The organism is Faecalibacterium sp. AF28-13AC (assembly GCF_003478405.1).
Classification (GTDB): Bacteria; Bacillota; Clostridia; order Oscillospirales; family Ruminococcaceae; genus Faecalibacterium; species Faecalibacterium prausnitzii_E.
Map to the genome: position 1 here is coordinate 131,996 of NZ_QUFG01000003.1, position 18,564 is coordinate 150,559.

18 protein-coding genes and 1 riboswitch are annotated in these 18,564 nt (G+C 60.8%); of the genes, 10 read left to right on the forward strand and 8 right to left on the reverse strand.

What is annotated here, in order from left to right; translation table 11 throughout:
- Positions 1–30: 30 nt before the first annotated feature.
- The gene (locus DWY95_RS16970) at positions 31–507 is read right to left on the reverse strand and encodes an InlB B-repeat-containing protein (protein ID WP_158577519.1); all 477 of its coding nucleotides are present in this window, start codon (positions 505–507) and stop codon (positions 31–33) included.
- A 151-nt stretch (positions 508–658) separates the two neighbouring features.
- The gene (locus tag DWY95_RS16975; RefSeq protein ID WP_158577520.1) at positions 659–1,732 is read right to left on the reverse strand and encodes a hypothetical protein; all 1,074 of its coding nucleotides are present in this window, start codon (positions 1,730–1,732) and stop codon (positions 659–661) included.
- Positions 1,733–1,908: 176 nt separating this feature from the next.
- Between DWY95_RS16975 and DWY95_RS05120 the strand changes: the two genes are divergently transcribed.
- The 3 genes from DWY95_RS05120 (at position 1,909) to DWY95_RS05130 (ending at position 5,511) form a co-directional block, all read left to right on the forward strand.
- Entirely contained in the window at positions 1,909–2,829 is a 921-nt protein-coding gene (locus DWY95_RS05120; protein WP_118552640.1) for an AAA family ATPase, read from the forward strand.
- Entirely contained in the window at positions 2,829–4,586 is a 1,758-nt protein-coding gene (locus DWY95_RS05125) for a hypothetical protein (RefSeq protein ID WP_118552641.1), read from the forward strand. The genes DWY95_RS05120 and DWY95_RS05125 overlap by 1 nt, the downstream gene beginning before the upstream one ends.
- Positions 4,587–4,782: 196 nt before the next feature.
- On the forward strand, positions 4,783–5,511 hold the full coding sequence (locus tag DWY95_RS05130) for a hypothetical protein (RefSeq protein ID WP_118552642.1): 729 nt from the start codon (positions 4,783–4,785) through the stop codon (positions 5,509–5,511).
- A 45-nt stretch (positions 5,512–5,556) separates the two neighbouring features.
- Here DWY95_RS05130 and DWY95_RS05135 read toward each other — a convergent pair whose 3' ends face one another.
- The 3 genes from DWY95_RS05135 to glyA form a co-directional block, all read right to left on the reverse strand.
- A complete protein-coding gene (locus DWY95_RS05135) occupies positions 5,557–6,072 on the reverse strand; it encodes a cob(I)yrinic acid a,c-diamide adenosyltransferase (RefSeq protein WP_118552643.1) in 516 nt (171 codons plus the stop codon).
- Positions 6,069–6,665 (reverse strand): histidine phosphatase family protein, encoded by a 597-nt coding sequence (locus tag DWY95_RS05140; RefSeq protein ID WP_118552644.1) that lies wholly within the window; start codon positions 6,663–6,665, stop codon positions 6,069–6,071. The genes DWY95_RS05135 and DWY95_RS05140 overlap by 4 nt, the downstream gene beginning before the upstream one ends.
- Positions 6,666–6,888: 223 nt before the next feature.
- Positions 6,889–8,142 carry a serine hydroxymethyltransferase gene (gene glyA, locus DWY95_RS05145; RefSeq protein ID WP_118552645.1) on the reverse strand — a complete coding sequence of 418 codons (1,254 nt, stop codon included), beginning with the start codon at positions 8,140–8,142 and terminating at the stop codon, positions 6,889–6,891.
- A 238-nt stretch (positions 8,143–8,380) separates the two neighbouring features.
- On the opposite strand from glyA, the gene DWY95_RS05150 reads away from it, so the two are divergent.
- The 4 genes from DWY95_RS05150 (at position 8,381) to DWY95_RS05165 (ending at position 11,930) form a co-directional block, all read left to right on the forward strand.
- Positions 8,381–8,968, forward strand: coding sequence for a 5-formyltetrahydrofolate cyclo-ligase (locus DWY95_RS05150; protein ID WP_118552646.1), 588 nt, complete (start codon positions 8,381–8,383; stop codon positions 8,966–8,968).
- Complete coding sequence (locus DWY95_RS05155; RefSeq protein WP_337995354.1) at positions 8,943–9,575, forward strand: cyclodeaminase/cyclohydrolase family protein; 633 nt, start codon at positions 8,943–8,945, stop codon at positions 9,573–9,575. Before DWY95_RS05150 ends, DWY95_RS05155 begins: the two co-directional genes overlap by 26 nt.
- A 5-nt stretch (positions 9,576–9,580) precedes the next feature.
- Positions 9,581–10,429, forward strand: a complete 849-nt coding sequence (locus DWY95_RS05160; protein ID WP_118552647.1) for a bifunctional 5,10-methylenetetrahydrofolate dehydrogenase/5,10-methenyltetrahydrofolate cyclohydrolase — start codon at positions 9,581–9,583, stop codon at positions 10,427–10,429.
- A gap of 157 nt (positions 10,430–10,586) precedes the next feature.
- Entirely contained in the window at positions 10,587–11,930 is a 1,344-nt protein-coding gene (locus tag DWY95_RS05165; RefSeq protein WP_118552648.1) for an MATE family efflux transporter, read from the forward strand.
- A 448-nt stretch (positions 11,931–12,378) separates the two neighbouring features.
- On the opposite strand, the gene DWY95_RS05170 is transcribed toward DWY95_RS05165, so the two are convergent.
- Positions 12,379–13,323, reverse strand: coding sequence for a phospho-N-acetylmuramoyl-pentapeptide-transferase (locus DWY95_RS05170; RefSeq protein WP_118552649.1), 945 nt, complete (start codon positions 13,321–13,323; stop codon positions 12,379–12,381).
- Positions 13,324–13,525: 202 nt separating this feature from the next.
- On the opposite strand from DWY95_RS05170, the gene DWY95_RS05175 reads away from it, so the two are divergent.
- Positions 13,526–14,944, forward strand: a complete 1,419-nt coding sequence (locus DWY95_RS05175) for an MATE family efflux transporter (protein ID WP_118552650.1) — start codon at positions 13,526–13,528, stop codon at positions 14,942–14,944.
- 54 nt (positions 14,945–14,998) lie between these two features.
- Here the strand turns inward: DWY95_RS05175 and DWY95_RS05180 are convergent, their stop codons facing one another.
- The gene (locus tag DWY95_RS05180; RefSeq protein ID WP_112145826.1) at positions 14,999–15,598 is read right to left on the reverse strand and encodes an ECF transporter S component; all 600 of its coding nucleotides are present in this window, start codon (positions 15,596–15,598) and stop codon (positions 14,999–15,001) included.
- 144 nt (positions 15,599–15,742) lie between these two features.
- Positions 15,743–15,863, reverse strand: a riboswitch (FMN riboswitch).
- Between the two features lie 117 nt (positions 15,864–15,980).
- Between DWY95_RS05180 and DWY95_RS05185 the strand changes: the two genes are divergently transcribed.
- Entirely contained in the window at positions 15,981–17,069 is a 1,089-nt protein-coding gene (locus DWY95_RS05185; protein ID WP_118552651.1) for a mechanosensitive ion channel family protein, read from the forward strand.
- A gap of 72 nt (positions 17,070–17,141) precedes the next feature.
- Here DWY95_RS05185 and DWY95_RS05190 read toward each other — a convergent pair whose 3' ends face one another.
- On the reverse strand, positions 17,142–17,771 hold the full coding sequence (locus DWY95_RS05190; RefSeq protein WP_118552781.1) for a ZIP family metal transporter: 630 nt from the start codon (positions 17,769–17,771) through the stop codon (positions 17,142–17,144).
- A 510-nt stretch (positions 17,772–18,281) separates the two neighbouring features.
- Here DWY95_RS05190 and DWY95_RS05195 point away from each other — a divergent pair.
- Positions 18,282–18,542, forward strand: coding sequence for a hypothetical protein (locus DWY95_RS05195; RefSeq protein ID WP_118552652.1), 261 nt, complete (start codon positions 18,282–18,284; stop codon positions 18,540–18,542).
- The last annotated feature ends 22 nt before the right edge of the window (positions 18,543–18,564 follow it).

Consider the following 18,564-nt stretch of genomic DNA (forward strand, 5'->3'; position numbering starts at 1 on the left):
CGTTTTTGTGTTTCAGCAATGCAGGCCGACTCAGCCGTGCATCGCAACCAGTGTCACGACCAGGACCGTCGTTCCGACGATCAGGATCTCGCCCAGGTGGTCCTCCAGCCGGAAGGTGCTGGCAGGCTGTTCGGTTGCCTCCGGCTCCGGCTTTGCGGTGGACTCGCCCGACACAGGCGTCCAGTGGGCATACAGGGTCTGCCCATCTTCCTGGAACTCGTACTCCGCCGGCTTGATCTTATCGCCGCCCACAAGATCCGTATACCAGCCATCGAAGAGGTAGCCTTCCATGGTGGGGGTGGGCAGTCTGGAAGTCCGGTAGACCTCCGTGCCGTCCAAAGTTTTGATGCGGTAGACGAAGACGTACTCCGGGGTGCCGATGCCGCCCTGCCGCTCCAGATAGATGGTGTAATAGTTGGGGTTGTCCGCAAATGCCAGCGGCGTCACGCAGCAGAACATTGCCAGCGTCACCACACCGAGCATCAGCCGCTTCAGGAATTGCTTCATCGTTGCTGCCTCACTTTCCAGTCTTGCCGGTGCCGGGCAGACTTTCTCTATATAGGTTATACGATAAACACAGCATTTTGTCAATCGGAACTGCGCAATTTTCGCATTTTCATGTTTTCCGAAACCGCAGCCCCCGCACCGTGCTGCGGCATCAGGGCGCTGCGAGCAGGGAAACCACGGCACCAGCGCAGGGTCTTCGGCAGAATGCCGCCTGCCAGGTGATGTGTTCCGGCTCCACCGGTTCAAAATAGCAGGAGGAACACGCCGCAGCCACACCTTCTGCCTCATCTGCACTCCCGCGCACCGTGCAGAACACCGCCGTCGGGCCGTCGGCCCCGCCAATGACAGCGATGGCCGCATCCCCTTCCCCCTGCGGTTCCAGTCCATACTTCTTTTCCAACGCTGCCCGTTCGGGCGGCAGATTCCGGGGTCGGCGGCGCGGGTGGTCCCCCTCAGCGCAGTCGGAGAGGAAGAAATTTTCGGCAGCCGGGGTCAGGCGGTAGGTCATCATACAGAAGCGGTTGGGCCACTCCCAGCCATCACAGTCCGGAAGTTCCAGCGTTTCCGACCGGACATCCAATGCAGTCAGCTGATAGGTCTGTGCGTTTCCCGGTTCGTGCAGCGTCACCGACCCGCCCACCGCAGGGGTCCGAAACCGTTCCGCCGGGTGTTGTTCCAGTTCCGCTTCCAGCCGCACCTCCAGGACACGGAAGCGCTTCGGGCAGCTCTTCCGGCTCCGGGTCGCCCAAGGGTAGCTTTCCCGCCAGAACTTCCAGACCGTCGTTTCATCCAGCCCATAATGCCGCAGGAACGCTGCGACTGTATCATCGCCGGCCATCTCTCCCGGAAGATAACCCACCCCGCAGCCATCTCTGGAATGCAGCCGCATCCCATTCAGTTCCAGCTCCGCGCAGAACCCCACATTCAACGGATTTTCCTGTTCCATCTGCTGTTCCTCGGCTCTGGTCAGGGTGCGGCTGCATTCGCCGTCTTCGGTCAGGCCCCATTTTTCCATATAGGCCCGCAGTTCTTCCTGCGGCACCTCCATCGCAAAGTCCACGACCAATCCCTGTCGGCACCGGTAGACCGCCGGAATGCGCCACTTGTATCCATGCCATTCAAATTCGCGGTCTACGCGCAGTTCCTCGCCGGGGTCGTTTCCCTCCTGTGTTCCCCAGAAATTTTTCCCAAAGCAGACCTTCCAGCGGCGGTGTTCGTGTCTCATGGCAGTTGTCCCCTTCCGTTTTTCTCTATTTTAACACCATTTCATCGGCCCCGCAATTTCTTTGCGAATTTTTGCCGGCTCCCAGCCGCCTGCCCCTACACAAACGGCGGCGGTTGTGCTATGATAAGGCTGAAAAATCGGTTTGGCACTGCCAACCCACGAAGAAGGTGTCGTTCATGTCTGATCTGCTTGAGACCCTGCGGCAGGAGGGCGTCGATCCTGCGCTGCTCGCCGCTGTGGAAGAATACCGCGCAGCCCACCCGCTGGCCGAGGCGCTGCGCCCCCGCATCCCGGTGTCGGCTTTTACCTATTATGGTAAGGACGTCTGGGAGCAGGCTCTGGCCGCGCTGCTCTGCGGCGAGAACCTGCTGCTGGCAGGCGGCAAGGCCACCGGCAAAAACGTGCTGGCCGAGAACCTCTCCGCCGCCTTCGGCCGCCCTGCGTGGGACATCTCGTTCCATGTGAACATGGACGCTGCCTCCCTCATCGGCATGGATACGTTTGAGGGCGGCGCGGTCAAGTTCCGGCCCGGCCCGGTCTACCGCTGCGCCCAGTGCGGCGGGTTTGGCGTGCTGGACGAGATCAACATGGCCAAAAACGAGGCGCTGGCCGTCCTCCACGCCGTGCTGGACTTCCGCCGCGCCATCGACGTGCCCGGCTATGAGCGTATCCCGCTGGCCGAGGAGACCCGCTTCATCGCCACAATGAACTACGGTTATGCGGGCACCCGTGAGCTGAACGAGGCGCTGACGTCCCGCTTTGTGGTTATCCAGATGCCCACCATCACACAGGACAACCTCGAAAAGCTGCTCCGTGCCCAGTTCCCCGACCTGCAAGCAAACTATGTCCACCAGTTCGCCCTGCTCTTCCTCGACCTGCAAAAAAAGTGCGACAGCGCGGAGATCTCCACCAAGGCGCTCGATCTGCGCGGGATGCTGGATGCGCTGCGGCTGATCCGCCGGGGCGTCCCGGCCGGGGCCGCGCTGGATATGGGCATCACCAACAAAGCCTTTGATTCCTACGAGCAGGGGCTGATCCGGGACGTCATCGCCGCCCGCATCCCGGCGCAGCTCACTGCCGCAAAGCTGTTCCGCTGATGGAAGCGCAGAGCTACACCGCCGAACAGCGGCGCGCAGCCAATCAGGTCTGGGCGGCAGCCGGTGCCTATGGGTTTGAGCCGCTGTTCCTTGCACACAACACCGACGGCACGATCGATTTTTACATGAACTGCATCGTGGGCCTGGTGCACAAATATTACGGCGACGATCTCATCCGGAGCCTGTTCGGGCTTTGGGATGGCGACATCCGGGAGGCCGAACTCGACGACCTGACCTGGCTCTACCTCGAAAGCGCAGCCTATGCGCTGGAGCTGCCCCGCCGCCCGGTGCTGGCCGAGCTGCGCCGCGCCCATGCGGACTACTTTTTCGGCATCCAGTACAAGCTCTCCCGGCAGGAGTGGATGGCCAAAAACCAGCTCGTCTACACCATGCAGGCAGACCGCTGGCGCACCGTGCAGGGCCGCCGCCCGCCGGTGATGACCCCTTACGAAGCCGACCTTGCCGCCGCGCTGGCCCCGCAGACGCCGCCGGAACCGGCTGCGCTGAAACCGGCCCTGCTGGCCCTCTTTGCCCGCGCGAAGCTGTTTGACGGCACCGTACACAAAAAGGCCGCGCTCCACCTGCATCTCGAAGGGCTTCTGGCTTCGCTTGCCACCAAAACGCTCCCCACCCAGATGATCAAGACCGACCGCGTCATGGTCGAGCACTCCAGCGCGGTGGATGCCGCAGGCAGCGGCGGGCTGACGGTGGACAAGCGGCTGGCCCGCATCACCCTCCGGCAGAACGCCGCCGAAGACCGCGCCTACATCGAGAGCTGTTTCGGGCGCTCCCTCTACCCGCCGGAACGGCTGCGCAAGGCCGAGCAGGAGCTTTGCACCGGCGATCATCTGGGGTGCCATCTCTGGTTCGCCGCCGGTGTCCCCAGCCCCGAACAGGCCCCCACCCCGGAGGCAAAGCATCTGGCCGAACAGGCGCAGCTGCAGGCCGACCGGAACCGCGCCTACTACGCCAAGAACCGGGAGCTGCACCGCAGCGTCGTGCTGCGGCTGACCGAACAGATCCGCAACTGCATCCTCGTGCACCAGCAGCCCCATGCGCGGGTGGCTCGCAGCGGCAGTCTGGACCCCGTGCGGGTCTGGCGGGCCCCTGTGCTGGACGACGCCCGCGTCTTCCGCTGCGCTGAGGAGGAGAACCAGCCCGCCTTCACCGTAGACCTGCTGCTGGATGCGTCGGCCTCCCGCCTGCACTGTCAAGAGGTCATCGCGGCGCAGGGCGTCATCCTTGCCGAGAGCCTGACCGCCTGCGGCATCCCTGTGCGGGTCAGCTGCTTTTCCAGCCTGCGAGGCTATACGGTCCTGCGGGTGCTCAAAGGCTTTTCGGACAAGAACCTACAAAACATCCACCAGTATTTCGCCTCCGGCTGGAACCGCGACGGCCTGGCCCTGCGGGCTGCGGGCGATCTGTTGGACTTTGCGCCCGGCCCCGCGCCGCGTCATCTGCTCATCCTGCTGACGGACGCCTCCCCCAACGACAGCCGCCGTGTGCCGCCCTCTTCGGAGAACCCGCTGGGGCACGACTACGGCGGAGCTTTCGGTGTGGACGATGCCGCTGCCGAGGTGCGCACCCTTCGCCGCAAGGGGCTGCGGGTCTCCGCTGTCTTCATGGGCGAAGACCGTTCCATCCCTGATGCCGAGCGCATCTATGGCAAAGATCTGGCCCGCATCCGCGGCATGGACCAGCTGGCCCGCGCGGCCGGGCAGCTCATCCAGAACGAGATCCGCGAGCTGGGCGATTGACTCCTCGCACCAAAAGACCGGGACTGCATGTTTGCGGCCCCGGTCTTTTGGTTACAACCATAGTGTTTGTCTTTTCCCCCAATGTGCAAAAATATTTTTGCAATCTTCAAACTTTTAGTTGTAATTCGTGACAACTTATGCTATAATACAGCCAGAAAAGAACGAATCAATGGTTGTACGAGGAAGGAGACCCGCTATGGATGCCAATCGTTACTTTGAGCAGATGCACCAGGTCATGTCCGCACAGAAGCGCGATTTCTCGTTGATTTTGAGCGTAAAGGTGCAGGACCTTGGCGGCGCGGATGCTTACATCGAGCTGCGCCGGAACGCATCCGGCCGCGCACGGGTCTTCTATTCCACCATGGGCCGCCGCAACCTCAACTTCCAGTTGTTCCGCAAGGGCTGGCAGTTGTGCCACAACGCATCCGGCGAAATGACCGGCCGTTTCCCCACCAAAGCGGACGCCCTGCTGGACGCAGCGGACTTTTCCGCCTGCATCCGGGACGATGCCTTTGACCCGGCCCGCACGGAATTTCTCGTGAACCAGCTCCGGCGTCTTTCGGACACCTCCTGCCCTTCCCTGCCGCAGTCGGCCCGCGAAGGGGCGCTCATCACCGTGGACAGCTTTGTGGGCCGCGGCGGGCACTGGTGCTATTGGAGCACACAGGCTGCTGACTGCCTGCCTCTCGCCGCGCTGCTCTGCTGGCTGGGTGATTTTCTGGCCGGGAGCGAGCGCCGCACCCTGCAAAACTGCCCGCAGGCCATGGAGCTGGCCGCGCAGTGGCAGGTGGAGCTTTGCTCGCCCTTCACCCGCCCGGCGGACGCCGTCCGTTCTCCGGCCCAGCGCCCGGCCCCGCGCCGCGCCGCCCCTGCCGCGCAGAACCCCCACTGGCAGAGCATCCTGGCGGTGCTGGCCACCGTATGACAAAAGTGCCCCGCCCTCTGGTTTTCCAGAGAGCGGGGCACTTTTTCAATATTCGATCCCCTGCCGGGCGGCGATGCCCTTCTGGTAAGGGTGGCGGCAGCACTTCATCTCGGTGCTGTAATCCGCCGCATCCAGCATCCACTGCGGCGCAGCGTGTGCCGTCAGAACGCATTCCTGCCCATCCGGCCGGTGCAGAACGGCCGACTGAAGCAGCTCTTTGTCCACCATATCCAGTTCCCATGCGGAACCGGCTTCATCCAGAAGAAGCAGATCGGCCGACTCGGCCATGGCAGCCCGGAGGTTCTCATTTTGCAGCGCCCGCGTAGCCGCCTTTTCGGCGTCGTTCATCTGGAAGACGAACTTCTGCCCAGCCTTGCCGCGGTAAACTTTGGCCCCCAGCTGCTCCAACAGCGGGATCTCGCCGCTTTTGCCGCCCTTCAGGAACTGCACGATGACCACACGCTTCCCGCTGCCCAATGCGCGCAGCGCAAGGCCCATGGCGGCTGTGGTCTTGCCCTTTCCATCGCCCCAATAGAGATGCAGCAATCCGCGCTCCATCATGCGTTTTCCTCCGTGTACTGGACGGTTTTCACCACGTGCAGGATGTGTTCCGCCTTCCAGTCGCAGGCGTCCAGCACATAGCCGCCTGCGTTGGGGCCGCACCATGCGTGGAAGGTCTTGTGCGGCACCGCGAACCGCTCCATTGCGGCCATCTGGGTGCCGCCGTGCGCCACGATGACCAGCCGCTCCTCGCCGTCGGCAAGTGCCTTGTCCACCAGAGCGGCAAACGCCGCGCAGACGCGGTCACAGAAATCGCTCTTCCGCTCCCCGTCCGGGTGAGCGCTGGCTTCGTTCTGCCGGACCCACTCCAGATACTCCGGGTCCTGCTCCACACGGACGAACTTCCGCCCCTCGAACCGGCCGAAGTTCATCTCCTTCAGCCCCTCCACCGGCACCAGTTTTGCATCCGGAAAGAGGATCTTTGCCGTCTGTGACGTGCGCTGCAGCGGCGTCACGTAGACGACCTCTGGGGAAAAGTCCGCCCGCCGCAGCTGGGCCGCGCTTTCGGGCGAAAGCGGGATGTCCCGCTGGCCCTGATACCGTTTCTGGGCGTTGTATTCAGTTCTGCCATGGCGCAGCAGATAGATCCACATGGTGTTGTCTCCTTTTTTCATCCTTTTGCCGCCCCATTATAGCCGATTTCCGCAAAAGATACAAGCCGCTCACGGTTCATTCTTCCCCCCGCCTGCCACAGCATTCTTTTTGGTTTGCAATATCCAACCACGCGTATCTGCATGGCATGCCCGTGCGCCTTTTGTCAAGCGCAAAAAGCACCCGCCGCAGGATGTGCAGCAGGTGCCGGAAATTTGACCATTCTTATTCGTACAGGGGGAACGCCTTGGTGAGCGCCAGAACGCGGGCGGAGATGTCGTCCCGCTTCTCGTCATAGTGCCAGATGCAGTCGGCAATGCAGTCGGCGATGATCTTCATCTCTGCCGGGCCCATGCCGCGCGTCGTGACAGCAGGGGTGCCCAGACGGACGCCGGAGGTCACGAAGGGGCTGCGGGTCTCGCCGGGCACGGTGTTCTTGTTGGCCGTGATGTGCACACTGTCGAGGCGGGCTTCCAGCTCCTTGCCGGTGCACTCCTCCTCCCGCAGGTCGAGGAGCATCAGGTGGTTGTCGGTGCCGCCGGACACCAGCTTCACGCCGCGGGCCTGCAGCTCAGCCGCCATGGCCTGTGCATTCTCCACGATCTTGCGCGCATATTCCTTGAATTCCGGCTTCAGTGCCTCCCCGAAGCAGACGGCCTTTGCCGCGATGACATGCTCCAACGGGCCGCCCTGGGTGCCGGGGAAGACGGCGGAATTGATCCGCTTGGCCAGCACCGCGTTGTTGGTCAGGATCAGGCCGCCGCGCGGGCCGCGCAGGGTCTTGTGGGTCGTGGTGGTCACAACATCTGCATAGGGCACCGGGCTCTGGTGATAGCCGCCCGCCACCAGACCGGCGATGTGGGCCATATCGACCATCAGGTAAGCGCCATAGCCGTGGGCGATCTCGGCCAGCTTTTCAAAGTCGATGGCGCGGGGGTAAGCCGACGCGCCCGCCACGATGAGCTTCGGGCGCACCGTTCTGACCTGCTTTTCCAGCGCCGCATAGTCGATGACGCCGTCCTCGTTGACGCCGTAGGAAACAAAGTGGTAGTTCTTGCCGGACATGTTCACCGGCGAACCGTGGGTCAGGTGGCCGCCCTGCGACAGGTCCATGCCCATGACGGTATCGCCGACGTCCAGCAGTGCAAAGTAGACGGCCAGGTTGGCCTGTGCACCGGAGTGCGGCTGCACGTTGGCATACTTGGCCCCGAACAGCTTGCAGGCGCGCTGGATGGCGATGTTCTCCACCTCATCCACATAGGCACAGCCGCCGTAATAGCGCTTGCCCGGCAGACCCTCGGCATACTTGTTGGTCAGCACCGTGCCCATCGCAGCCATCACGGCAGGCGAAACGATGTTCTCGCTGGCGATCAGCTCGATGTTCTCCCGCTGGCGGGCCAGCTCGCGGCCCATCGCCGCAGCCAGCTCCGGGTCAGCCTTGCCCACCAGACCGATGGTATCCATCATTTCATCGTACATTTTTACTACCCCTTTCTGACAGATCGTTCCGGGCAGAGCGGCTCCGAAGTGAGCCTTGCTCCCCTCCTCTTTATGATAACAAAATCAGCCCCGATGCGCAACCATATTTTCGCCTAAGCCCTTGCTTTTTTTGCGGCCAGCGTTTATTATATCTGTATAAAAATCCGTTCCCGCGTTTGTGCAGCTTTTCAGAATCGACCCACACAAACTCCGACGGAAACGAAGGAGGAAACCGCAGATGGATCATTCCCTGCAAAAAGCAGCCCAGCGCAAGGCGGGCATTGCAGCAAGGCGGGCGCTTCCCGCCGCCGCACGTTCTGCCGCAGACGCCGCGCTGTGCCGCCGCATCGCAGCACTGCACTGCTTTCAGAATGCCCGGACGCTCCTTGCCTATGCCGCCTTCGGCGGGGAGGCAGATCTGTCCGCTCTGCTGGCGGAGGCCGTGCAGCAGGGCAAGACCGTCGCCTACCCCATCTGCGGTGCGGGCTTCACCCTGACGGCCGCTGTGCCCGGCCCGGACGGCTGGGAGGTGGGTGCATACGGCATTCGGACCCCCATCCCGGAGCGGGCGCAGCTGCTCCCGCCCGAAGCACTCGACCTGGTGCTGGTGCCCTGCACGGCCTTTGATGCCGCCTGCCGCCGCGTCGGGATGGGAAAAGGCTACTATGACCGCTACCTGCCCCGCTGCCGGAACGCCGTACTGCTTGGCGCTGCCTTTGAGGCGCAGCGGGTGGAGCAGGCCGCTGTGGACGCGCACGACCAGCGGCTGGACGGATTTGTAACAGAGGAGGGGATCTATCGTGGAACTGATGAATTTGAGCTGTGAAGCGTTTTTAGAAGACCTTGCCGGCAGCGCCCCGGCACCGGGCGGCGGCGGGGCCGCAGCTCTGGTGGGTGCCGCCGGTGCCGCCCTTGGCAATATGGTCGGCAGCCTGACCGTTGGCAAGAAAAAATATGCCGCCGTGGAGGCGGACATCCTTGTCCTGAACCGCCGTGCCGCCGCCCTCCGCAAGCGGCTGGAATGGCTGGTACAGGCCGACGCCGACGCCTTTACACCGCTGGCCGCAGCCTACAAGCTGCCCAAAGAGACCCCGGAGCAGCAGGCCCACAAAGCCGCTGTGCTGGAGGCCGCGCTGGAAGGGGCCTGTGCTGTGCCGCTGGAGATCATGTCCGCCTGCTGTGAGGGCATCGCGCTGGCGGCGGAATACGCCGAAAAGGGCAGTGTGATGGCCGTATCGGATGCCGGGTGCGCTGCACTGTTCTGCAAGGCCGCCCTGCAGGCCGCCGGGCTCAATGTCTCCATCAACACCCGGCTGATGGCCGACAACGCCCGCGCCGCCGCCCTGAATGCACAGGCCGACGCCATGCTGGCGGAGTTTGTGCCGCAGGCCGACCGGATCTACGAGAAACTCACACATTCATTGAGGGGGTAATTCTGATGGCAACGATTTTGAAGGGCGCGCCCGTTGTGGCCGCCATGAACGAAGCAAACGCCGCCCGCTGTGCTGCAATGCAGGAAAAGGGCATCGTGCCCACGCTGGCCGTGGTGCGCGTGGGTGCCCGCCCAGACGATCTATCCTACGAAAAAGGCGTCCTGACCCGCTGCGGCAAGGTGGGCGTCGTCGTAAAGCAGTTTCTTCTGCCCGAAGATGCTGCACAGGACGCGCTTCTGGAGGTCATCCGGAAGATCAACGCGGACCCGTCCATCCACGGCTGTCTGCTCTTCCGCCCTCTGCCCAGGCAGTTCGATGACCGCGCCGTCCGCGCGGCGCTGGCCCCGGAAAAGGACATCGACGGCATCACGGACGGTTCGCTGGCTGGTGTGTTCACCAACACCGCCATCGGTTACCCGCCCTGCACCGCGCAGGCCTGTCTGGAGATCCTGAAGTATTATCAGGTGCCGCTCTCTGGTCGGCGGGCCGTGGTCGTGGGCCGCAGCCTCGTGGTCGGCAAGCCCGCCGCCATGATGCTGGACCGTGAAAACGCCACGGTGACGCTCTGCAATTCCCGCACCCAGGATCTGCCCGCCCTCTGCAAAGAGGCCGACATCGTGGTCGTTGCCATGGGGCGGCAGGGCTTTATCGGCAGCGACTGCCTGTGCGAAGGCCAGGTCGTGGTCGATGTGGGCATCCATGTCAACGCAGAGGGCAAGCTCTGCGGCGACGTCCGCTTTGACGAGGCAGAACCCCTCGTCGAGGCCATTACCCCGGTACCCGGCGGCGTGGGCACCGTGACCACCTCCGTGCTGGTCGGCCATGTGGTGGATGCCGCAGAAAAAACGCTGTAACAAACGATAGCAATTCAACTTCTTATAGCAGTTTGCGTTTTTAATGCACAAGCAACACCCGCAAACTGCATATCGCAAAGATGCCGTTTGAATGTTGCGCTCATTTCTTGACTTGCGATAAAATTTGCGATAAACGATTTTTTGAAGGAATGTAATCATGTCGAAAGATGAATATTTGATCACAGATCCACCCCTTAAAGCGCTGACTGTTTTTGCGATGCCGATGATCCTTGGCAGCTTTTTTCAACAAGTATACAATATGGCCGATTCCATAATAGTTGGTCAATTTGTTGGCTCCTCGGCACTTGCGGCTGTTGGTGCTTGTGCTGCACTGACCAATGTTTTTATTTGTGTGGCGCTTGGTGCTGGTGTGGGCGCAGGTGTGCTTGTAAGCCGCTATTTTGGTGCAAGAAATTATGGTAGAATGAAAACCATTGTGTCAACGTCCCTGATCAGCTTTTTGATCTTAAGCATTGTCCTTGGTGTCTTTGGCTTTTGCTTTTCCCATTTCATGATGAGCGGATTACAGACCCCTGCCGATATATTGGAAGAAGCAGCATTGTATCTGCGCGTCTACTTTGTGGGTTTCCCGTTTCTATTCATGTACAACATTCTTTCCACCATGTTCACTTCCATCGGTGAATCCAAAATTCCGTTGGGACTGCTGATATTCTCATCGATCCTGAATATTTTTATGGATCTCTGGATGGTGGCTGGTCTTGGGCTGGGAGTGTTTGGTGCAGCCCTTGCGACCTTGATCGCACAAGGAATTTCTGCCGTGTTTTCGTTTTTGATCTTTCTGTCTCGGATGCGGCAATACAAGAGCTCCTTTCGCAGGTTCGACCGGCAGGAGCTGTATTCCATGCTTCGCATTGCGGTACCATCGGTTTTGCAGCAGTCCACAGTGTCTATCGGTATGATGATCGTGCAGGCAGTGGTAAATCCCTTCGGCACACAGGCACTTGCCGGGTATGCGGCAACGATGCGGGTAGAAAATGTTTTTTCGCTGATCTTCGTATCCATCGGCAATGCAGTTTCGCCGTTTGTATCCCAGAATCTTGGCGCAAAGAAAATTGAGCGCATCAAAAAAGGTTATCATGCTGCACTGGTGTTGGATCTATGCTTTGCAGTTCTTGCTTTCGTGGTCATTGAAACACTGCACACACAGATTTCCTCGTTGTTCTTGGGAAAAGACGGAACCGCGTTGGCCTATCAGGTGTCCGGTGATTATATGAGATGGCTTGGTTACTTTTTCATCTTCATGGGCATCAAGATGGCAACGGATGGCGTTCTTCGCGGACTTGGGATCATGCGGCCGTTTCTTATTGCAAATATGGTAAACCTTGCAATCCGCTTGTCTGTTGCTTTGATTTGTGCACCGCGTTTTGGCATTGCTTTTGTTTGGCTTGCAGTCCCGGCAGGTTGGCTTGCAAACTTTCTTATTTCCTATGCGGCGCTCAGAAGATCGTGGCCAGAGGATAAAGCAGCGGTATCTCAATGATTTCATGCAGTGGAGAGGTGCTTTTCCTGCGTAAATTCAAGGCACGAACGCTGGATGCTCTTCCGAACGCGATCCAATGTGCTTTTCAAATGGGATTGCTATAAAAAGAAACAGAACACGCCCGGCGGTTGTCTCAGCCTGACCGGGCGTGTTCTGTTTTTCAGAATTGCAAACAGGAGGAAACTGGGAGATGACTGTTTATCCACATGTTCCAGTTTGATCACAGAAGATTCCGCCTTTCCCTACTTCATCTCCCTCAAAAGCCTCCTTGCCTTTGCAGGGTACGAAAAAAGGCGCTCGGTGAGTGTTCACCAAGCGCCTTTGCTTTCGATGCTTAAAGTATAGCGTTTTTTCCGTTCGCTTTCAATCTGAAAACTGCAACAACTTTTTCCGCGCAGATTTCCGTGTTTTGTAAAGTTACACAAAGTCAGACCTTTATTTTTGTCGATTACCGGGTCAGCAGAAGAAGCCAGGCCGAAGCCACCGCCTGCAGGATGAGCCAGCGGGCCACCACCTGCTCATCACTCCAGCCCATCCGCTTGCGCACATGGTCATGCAGCGGGGTCAGGGTGTGTTTGAGGATGCTGATGTGTAAAAACCGCTTGAAGCTGATCTTCAGGATGCCCAGGCTGCCGTCCACGATGAAGACCAGCGCTGCCAGCAGGAAGGAGAACGGGTGGCCGCTCTTGAGCGCCAGCACCGCGAGAAAGAAGCCCATGGCGCGGCTGCCCGCGTCCCCCATCAGCAGGGTGGAGGGCTTGGCATTCATCCACAGGTAGGCCAGCAGTGCGCCGATGAAGACGATGGCAGCGGTGCTGTAGTCCCCCAGTTCCTCGCCGTAAGCCAGCAGGAAGGTGCCGATGCTGACCACCGCCAGGCTGGCCGACAGGCCGTCCACACCGTCGGTGCAGTTGACGACGTTGATGCTGGCCCAGATGAGGACGACGATGAGCACGAGGTAGAGCGGATACGGGATGGCAAAGCTCCACTGCAAAAAGTTCACGGTGGTGCTGTTGAAGTTCAGGTAGGTCACACCCGCCACAATGGCGATGACGAGGTCGATGAGGCCTTTTTTGTATTCGTTCCAGGCCACCTCGGAGGCATCGTCAAAATAGCCGGAGAGCATGGAGGCAATGAGCAGCACGGTATAGATGATATACTCGGTGCGCAGCGGAACCACCGCCAGCGTGACCAGCGCGATGCAGAGCACGAAGATGAGGCCGGAGCCGCGGGCCTTGCCTTTGGAAAGCTCGCCGTTCACCGCAAATGCGCGGCCATGGTCGTGGGGGAGCTTCTCCCGGAAGACCGAATCCATCAGCGCCGTCAGCGCAAAAGCCAGCAAAAATCCCAGCGCGTCCACGGTGCGCTGACTGCCCGATAACAGTTGGAGCATACGATTTTCCTCTTTCCCGGAGCCGCACACAGCGCCGCTCCTGTTGTTTCACTCATAGGTAAGGAAAGTGTATCACGCCCGGCTGAAAAAATCAATCTCCTGCGCACAAAACACGCCGGTTTGACATTTTTCATGCTTCCTTATATAATAGGTATACTCTGTCCCCCTGTGCGGGGCATTTTTTATGCGAACAGGAGAAGCCATGACACTTTCACTCGAACAGCTCTCCTCCCGGATGCGCCGGGGGGAGGACATCCCCTTGCGGGAAACAGCGCAGGTCGTGCTGGCGCTGAGCGTCCCTTCCATTTTGCAGCAGATGGTCGTCACCGCCATGGAATACATCGACGCCGCCATGGTGGGCCACATCGGGGCCGAAGCCACGGCCGCCATCGGCATCGTCAGTTCCAGCACCTGGCTGCTCCACGGCATCCTGGTGGGGCTGTACACTGCCTTTTCCATCCAGATCGCGCAGTATCTCGGCGCCGACCGCCAGGCCGACGCACGCGGTGTGCTGCGGCAGGCCATGCTCTTCAACCTCATCCTGGGTCTGGCGGCGGCAGGGTTCGGCATCGGCATCAGCCGCTTTCTGCCCGGCTGGCTGGGCGCTGACCTCTCGCTGCAGGCCAACGCTTCCGCCTACTTTGCCATCTGGTCGGCCGCCCTCCCCTTCACCATGGCCATGGGCATGTACGCCGCCATGCTCCGCGCTACCGGCGACGCCCTGACGCCCGGCCTCATCAGCGTTCTCGTCTGCGGGCTGGACGTCGTGTTCAACTTTTTCCTCATCAACCCCACCCGGACGCTGCCCCTCTTCGGCACCCGCGTCACCGTCTGGGGTGCCGGGCTGGGCGTTCCGGGTGCGGCGCTGGGCACCGCTCTTTCCAACGTGATCGGCGGGCTGCTGGCGCTGACCATCCTGCTGCTGCGGGACGGCCCCCTCTGCATCCGGAAGCCCGGCTCCTGGAAGATCACCCGCGCCTGTCTGCTCAACCTCTGGCGGGTGGGTGCCCCGCTGGCCGCAGAGCGCGCAGCCCTCTCCTCGGCGCAGGTGGTGCTGGTGCGCATCGTGTCGGGGCTGGGCACGGTGGCCATCGCCGCCAACAGCCTCGGCGTCAGTGCCGAGGGACTGTGCTACATGGCCGGTTACGGCATCCAGGACGCCGCCATCGCCCTCATCGGGCAGGCTGTGGGTGCCAACCGGAAGGACATGGCCAAGCGGTTCGCCTGGCTCTGCACCGGCATCGGCATCGGCATCATGGCGCTGTCCGGCATGGGGCTGTGGGTGTTTGCCCCGGCGCTGATGGGCATCTTCACCGCCGACGCCGCCGTCATCGCGCTGGGTGCGCGGGTGCTGCGCATCGAAGCCTTTGCCGAACCGATGTTCGGGGCCAGCATTGTGGCCAGCGGTGCCATGCAGGGCGCGGGCGACAGCACTGCCTGCTTTGTGCTGAACCTCGTCAGCATGTGGGGCATCCGGCTGACGCTGGCATCCTTCTTTGCGCCCCGGTTCGGGCTGGCGGGCGTGTGGGGTTCCATGTGCTGTGAGCTCTGCATCCGCGGCCTGCTCTTCCTCTTCCGCCTTGCCCGCGGCAAGTGGCTGGAAAAAGGAGCCTTAGCTTAAAAAAGACCCTCTCCGGCATTGCGAAGCAATGCCGGAGAGGGTCTTTTCCTTTTTTTACTTTCTGCCGTGCAGGATGGGCGACAGCGGCTTATAGATCACCATGCAGAGCACTGCATCCAGCAGGCCCTTGACCAGCGTGAAGGGCATGTTGAAGATGACGAGGCACTTGATGAGGCTGTCTGCCGAGGGCAGGATGGCCTGGTACATGCCGAGGATGGCTTCCAGCGGCATGTGGTAGAACTGCACATAGGCCGGATAGGTGATGAAGTAGTTGGACGGCACACTGAACACCGCCATGGCCGCTGCACCGATCAGCGCACCGAGGATGGCCGTTTTGCGGCTCTTGCGGTGCTTGTAAATGCAGCCCGCCGTGACCGAGAAGACCGCGCCAAGCATGAAGTTGCACAGCTCGCCGACACACGCGGTGCTGGTGCCCTTGATGACGATGTGGAGCAGGTTCTTCATGAAGCTGATGACGGCGCCGTACACCGGGCCCAGCGCAAACGCACCCAGCAGGGCAGGCAGATCGGAGAAGTCCATCTTGACGAAGGACGGGATGAGCATCGGGATGGGGAACTCGATGAACATCAGGATGAAGGCCACCGCGCTGAGCATGGCGGCTACGGTCAAGTTGTGGGTCGTGTTTTTTTTCATGGTAATTTCCTCCCGTGGGGCGCATGGCCCCGCTCAATTGAACTGGAAAGCCCTTTTCGCGCCGTACCGGAACCGGGAAGACAACCAAAAACGCGCCCTGCCGCAGCAAACACTGCAACAGGGCGCGCAAACAATTCGATTTGTCTGCCGTTTCTTGCATCCGGACTATACCGTTGGCCCCGGAGTCACACCGGGTCAGCACTCTTTGGGAGTGGTCGCGGGCTGTACCGCCAGTGGGGAATCGCACCCCGCCCTGAAACGAACTTTCTGGGCAGAGTATAACGCGCCGGGCTGCACTTGTCAACCCCCAATTTCGGTTGCCCTTTCCGCGCGCTTTATGGTATACTGGGGCGTAATATTTTATTTCCGAGGAGTTTTTGCCATGATCTTTTCCATCCGCGATCTCGCGTTCGAGATTGGTTCCCTCTATCTGGAAGGCTGGCTTGCCCTGGCGGCGCGCTGTGTCTGTGCGCTGCTGCTCTTTGCCGCCGGGGCGCTGGTCTCCCTGCTGCTGCGCAGGAAGCTCTTCCCCATCCTGCAGGCCCGCAGCTGGCATTTTGCCGCCACCCCCATCCTGCTGCGCAGTCTGGAGCGCCCGCTGGAACGGATGGCCGTCTTCACCGGCCTCTACCTTGCGCTGACCAGCCTGCCGTGGGCCATCACCGGCCTGCCCAGATTCCTGCTCGTGGCCTACAAGGTCGTGATGAGCTTTCTGTTCTGCGAGGGTCTGTATCAGGCCTCGGATGTGGCTGACCTGCTGCTAGCCTCCTGCAGCCTGGAGATCCGCTCCAACAAGACCCTGCTCGCCCTGCTGAACACGACCTACAAGGTGCTGGTGGTCGTGCTCGGCGTTGCCACCATCGCGCAGGTCATCGGCTTTCCCATCGGCAGCATCGTCGCCGGTGCCGGTCTTGTCGGTCTGACCATTTCGCTGGCCGCACAGGAGAGCGCCAGCAACCTGTTCGGCGGTCTGGTCATCCTGCTCGACAAGCCCTTCTCGGTGGGCGACTGGATCACCGTGGGCGAGATCGAGGGCGAAGTCATCGATATCAACTTCCGCTCCACCCGCATCCGCGCCATGGACAAAACGGTCAGCATCGTCACCAACAGCAAGATCTGTTCTTCCACGGTGCAGAACGCTGCGATGCGCACCATGCGGCCCTATCGGTTCACGCTGGGCGTCACCTACAACACCACCCGCCCCCAGCTGGAAAAGCTGATGGCTGACCTCAAGACCATGCTGGACGAAAGCCCCTACACCCAGAATGGCAGCAACATCGTCCGGCTGACCAGCTTTGGCGATTCCAGCATCAACATTCTGGTTTCCGCCTATCTTCAGACGAACGCCTATGCCGTCTTCCTCGAAGAGCAGAACGACCTGAACCTGAACATCATGGACATCATGCAGGCCGACGGCGTGGACTTCGCCTTCCCCTCCACCAGCGTCTACATCGAAAAATCCGGCTCCTGAGCTGCACCCTTCCGCTCCCTCTCACGAGGGAGTTTTTTGTTTGCGGGAAGATGGAGTTTTCGTGCATCGCACTCACAATGCCACATCCAGCGCCATCATCAGCGCAAAGCCCAGCACCACACTGATGACCCCGGCAGGCTCATCAGCCTCCACGGCTTCGGGGATCATCTCCTGCGCCGTCACGCAGACCATGCACCCGGCGGCAGCGCTCATCAGCCAGGGCAGAGCGGCCTGCACCCAGCCCGCCAGAGCCAGCGCCAGCAGCGCCCCCAGCGGCTCCACCAGCCCGGAGGCCAGCCCTGCCCCGAACGCCCGCTTCCGGCTCTCCCCGTTTTGCAGCAGCGGCAGGCTGACCGCTGCGCCCTCCGGAATGTTCTGCAGCCCGATGCCCAGCGCCAGAGCCAGCGCGCCGCTCATGGCGTCCACCTCCCCGGACAGCGCCAGCGCAGCCGCCAGACCCACCACCATGCCTTCCGGCAGGTTGTGCAGGGTCACGGCCAGCACCATCCGGCCGCAGTGCCCGGCCCCGGCACCTGTCAGCAGCGTCCCCGCCGCCTGTTCCAGCCGCAGCAGGCCCACTGCTCCGATGACCAGCCCCGCCGTGGGCGGGAGCCATGCAGGCAGCGGCCCTTCCTCCGCCCGCTGGATGGCCGGCAGCAGCAGGCTCCACACACTGGCCGCCAGCATGATGCCCGCCGCCATGCCGCAGAGCATCCGCCGCGTCTTCGGCTCCTGCGTCGGCCGCATCAGAAAGACACCGGCCGCCCCCACCGTCGTGCAGCAGGCTGGCAGCAACAGGACCGTCGCCAACAGAAAAAAGATCCCGTTCAAAACGCATTCCCCCTTCCCGCCGTTCTATGCAGGAAAGAGGAATGTGGTGAACGGTCTTCTCTGTTCTGTTTCCCATTATACACTTTTGCCATCCCATAAACCGGATATTCAAACTATGATTCTGCACCATTGGCGCAGCGGCTTTTGTGCGTCCTTCTTTTGCCTGGTTTTGCAGATTTTGTGAAAATGACAGCCTGCTAAAAAAGCCTTGACTTTTGGGCAATATTTCTAACAAATGTGCAGATTTTCCTTTGCGAATGCAATCTTTGCCGAAAAGCCCTTGATTTTTTTGACAAACGGACTAGAATATCATTTTGCAGAACGATCCCGCCTGTGAGGGGTCGGCTGTGAATTTTTTGGATCGTAAGGAGATTTTGGAATATGAAACTCAAGAATGTTGCTGTTGTCGTTGCTGCTCTGGTTCTGGCTGTTGGTATGACTGCCTGCGGCGGCTCTTCTTCCACTGCCGCTTCTTCTACCGCAGAGTCTGCGGCTTCTTCCGTTGCTTCGGTTTCTGCTTCCTCTGAGGCAGCTTCCAGCGAAGCCGCATCCTCTGAAGCTGCATCTTCTGAGGCAGCTTCTTCTGAGGCAGCTTCCAGCGAGGCTGCTTCCTCTGTGGCTGCTTCTTCCACTGCCGCCTAAGTTCTGATCTTGTCCCGTTGCA

Excerpts from the sequence above, each read along its gene's own strand:
- DWY95_RS05125 (WP_118552641.1), top strand. The coding sequence starts at position 2,829 with ATGGAAGCGCAGAGCTACACCGCCGAACAGCGGCGCGCAGCCAATCAG.
- DWY95_RS05160 (WP_118552647.1), top strand. The coding sequence starts at position 9,581 with ATGGCAACGATTTTGAAGGGCGCGCCCGTTGTGGCCGCCATGAACGAA.
- DWY95_RS05170 (WP_118552649.1), bottom strand. The coding sequence starts at position 13,323 with ATGCTCCAACTGTTATCGGGCAGTCAGCGCACCGTGGACGCGCTGGGA.
- DWY95_RS05135 (WP_118552643.1), bottom strand. The coding sequence starts at position 6,072 with ATGATGGAGCGCGGATTGCTGCATCTCTATTGGGGCGATGGAAAGGGC.
- DWY95_RS05190 (WP_118552781.1), bottom strand. The coding sequence starts at position 17,771 with ATGGCGGCGGGCATCATGCTGGCGGCCAGTGTGTGGAGCCTGCTGCTG.
- glyA (WP_118552645.1), bottom strand. The coding sequence starts at position 8,142 with ATGTACGATGAAATGATGGATACCATCGGTCTGGTGGGCAAGGCTGAC.
- DWY95_RS05175 (WP_118552650.1), top strand. The coding sequence starts at position 13,526 with ATGACACTTTCACTCGAACAGCTCTCCTCCCGGATGCGCCGGGGGGAG.
- DWY95_RS05165 (WP_118552648.1), top strand. The coding sequence starts at position 10,587 with ATGTCGAAAGATGAATATTTGATCACAGATCCACCCCTTAAAGCGCTG.
- DWY95_RS05180 (WP_112145826.1), bottom strand. The coding sequence starts at position 15,598 with ATGAAAAAAAACACGACCCACAACTTGACCGTAGCCGCCATGCTCAGC.
- DWY95_RS05150 (WP_118552646.1), top strand. The coding sequence starts at position 8,381 with ATGGATCATTCCCTGCAAAAAGCAGCCCAGCGCAAGGCGGGCATTGCA.
- DWY95_RS16975 (WP_158577520.1), bottom strand. The coding sequence starts at position 1,732 with ATGAGACACGAACACCGCCGCTGGAAGGTCTGCTTTGGGAAAAATTTC.
- DWY95_RS05130 (WP_118552642.1), top strand. The coding sequence starts at position 4,783 with ATGGATGCCAATCGTTACTTTGAGCAGATGCACCAGGTCATGTCCGCA.
- DWY95_RS05140 (WP_118552644.1), bottom strand. The coding sequence starts at position 6,665 with ATGTGGATCTATCTGCTGCGCCATGGCAGAACTGAATACAACGCCCAG.
- DWY95_RS05185 (WP_118552651.1), top strand. The coding sequence starts at position 15,981 with ATGATCTTTTCCATCCGCGATCTCGCGTTCGAGATTGGTTCCCTCTAT.
- DWY95_RS16970 (WP_158577519.1), bottom strand. The coding sequence starts at position 507 with ATGAAGCAATTCCTGAAGCGGCTGATGCTCGGTGTGGTGACGCTGGCA.
- DWY95_RS05195 (WP_118552652.1), top strand. The coding sequence starts at position 18,282 with ATGAAACTCAAGAATGTTGCTGTTGTCGTTGCTGCTCTGGTTCTGGCT.
- DWY95_RS05120 (WP_118552640.1), top strand. The coding sequence starts at position 1,909 with ATGTCTGATCTGCTTGAGACCCTGCGGCAGGAGGGCGTCGATCCTGCG.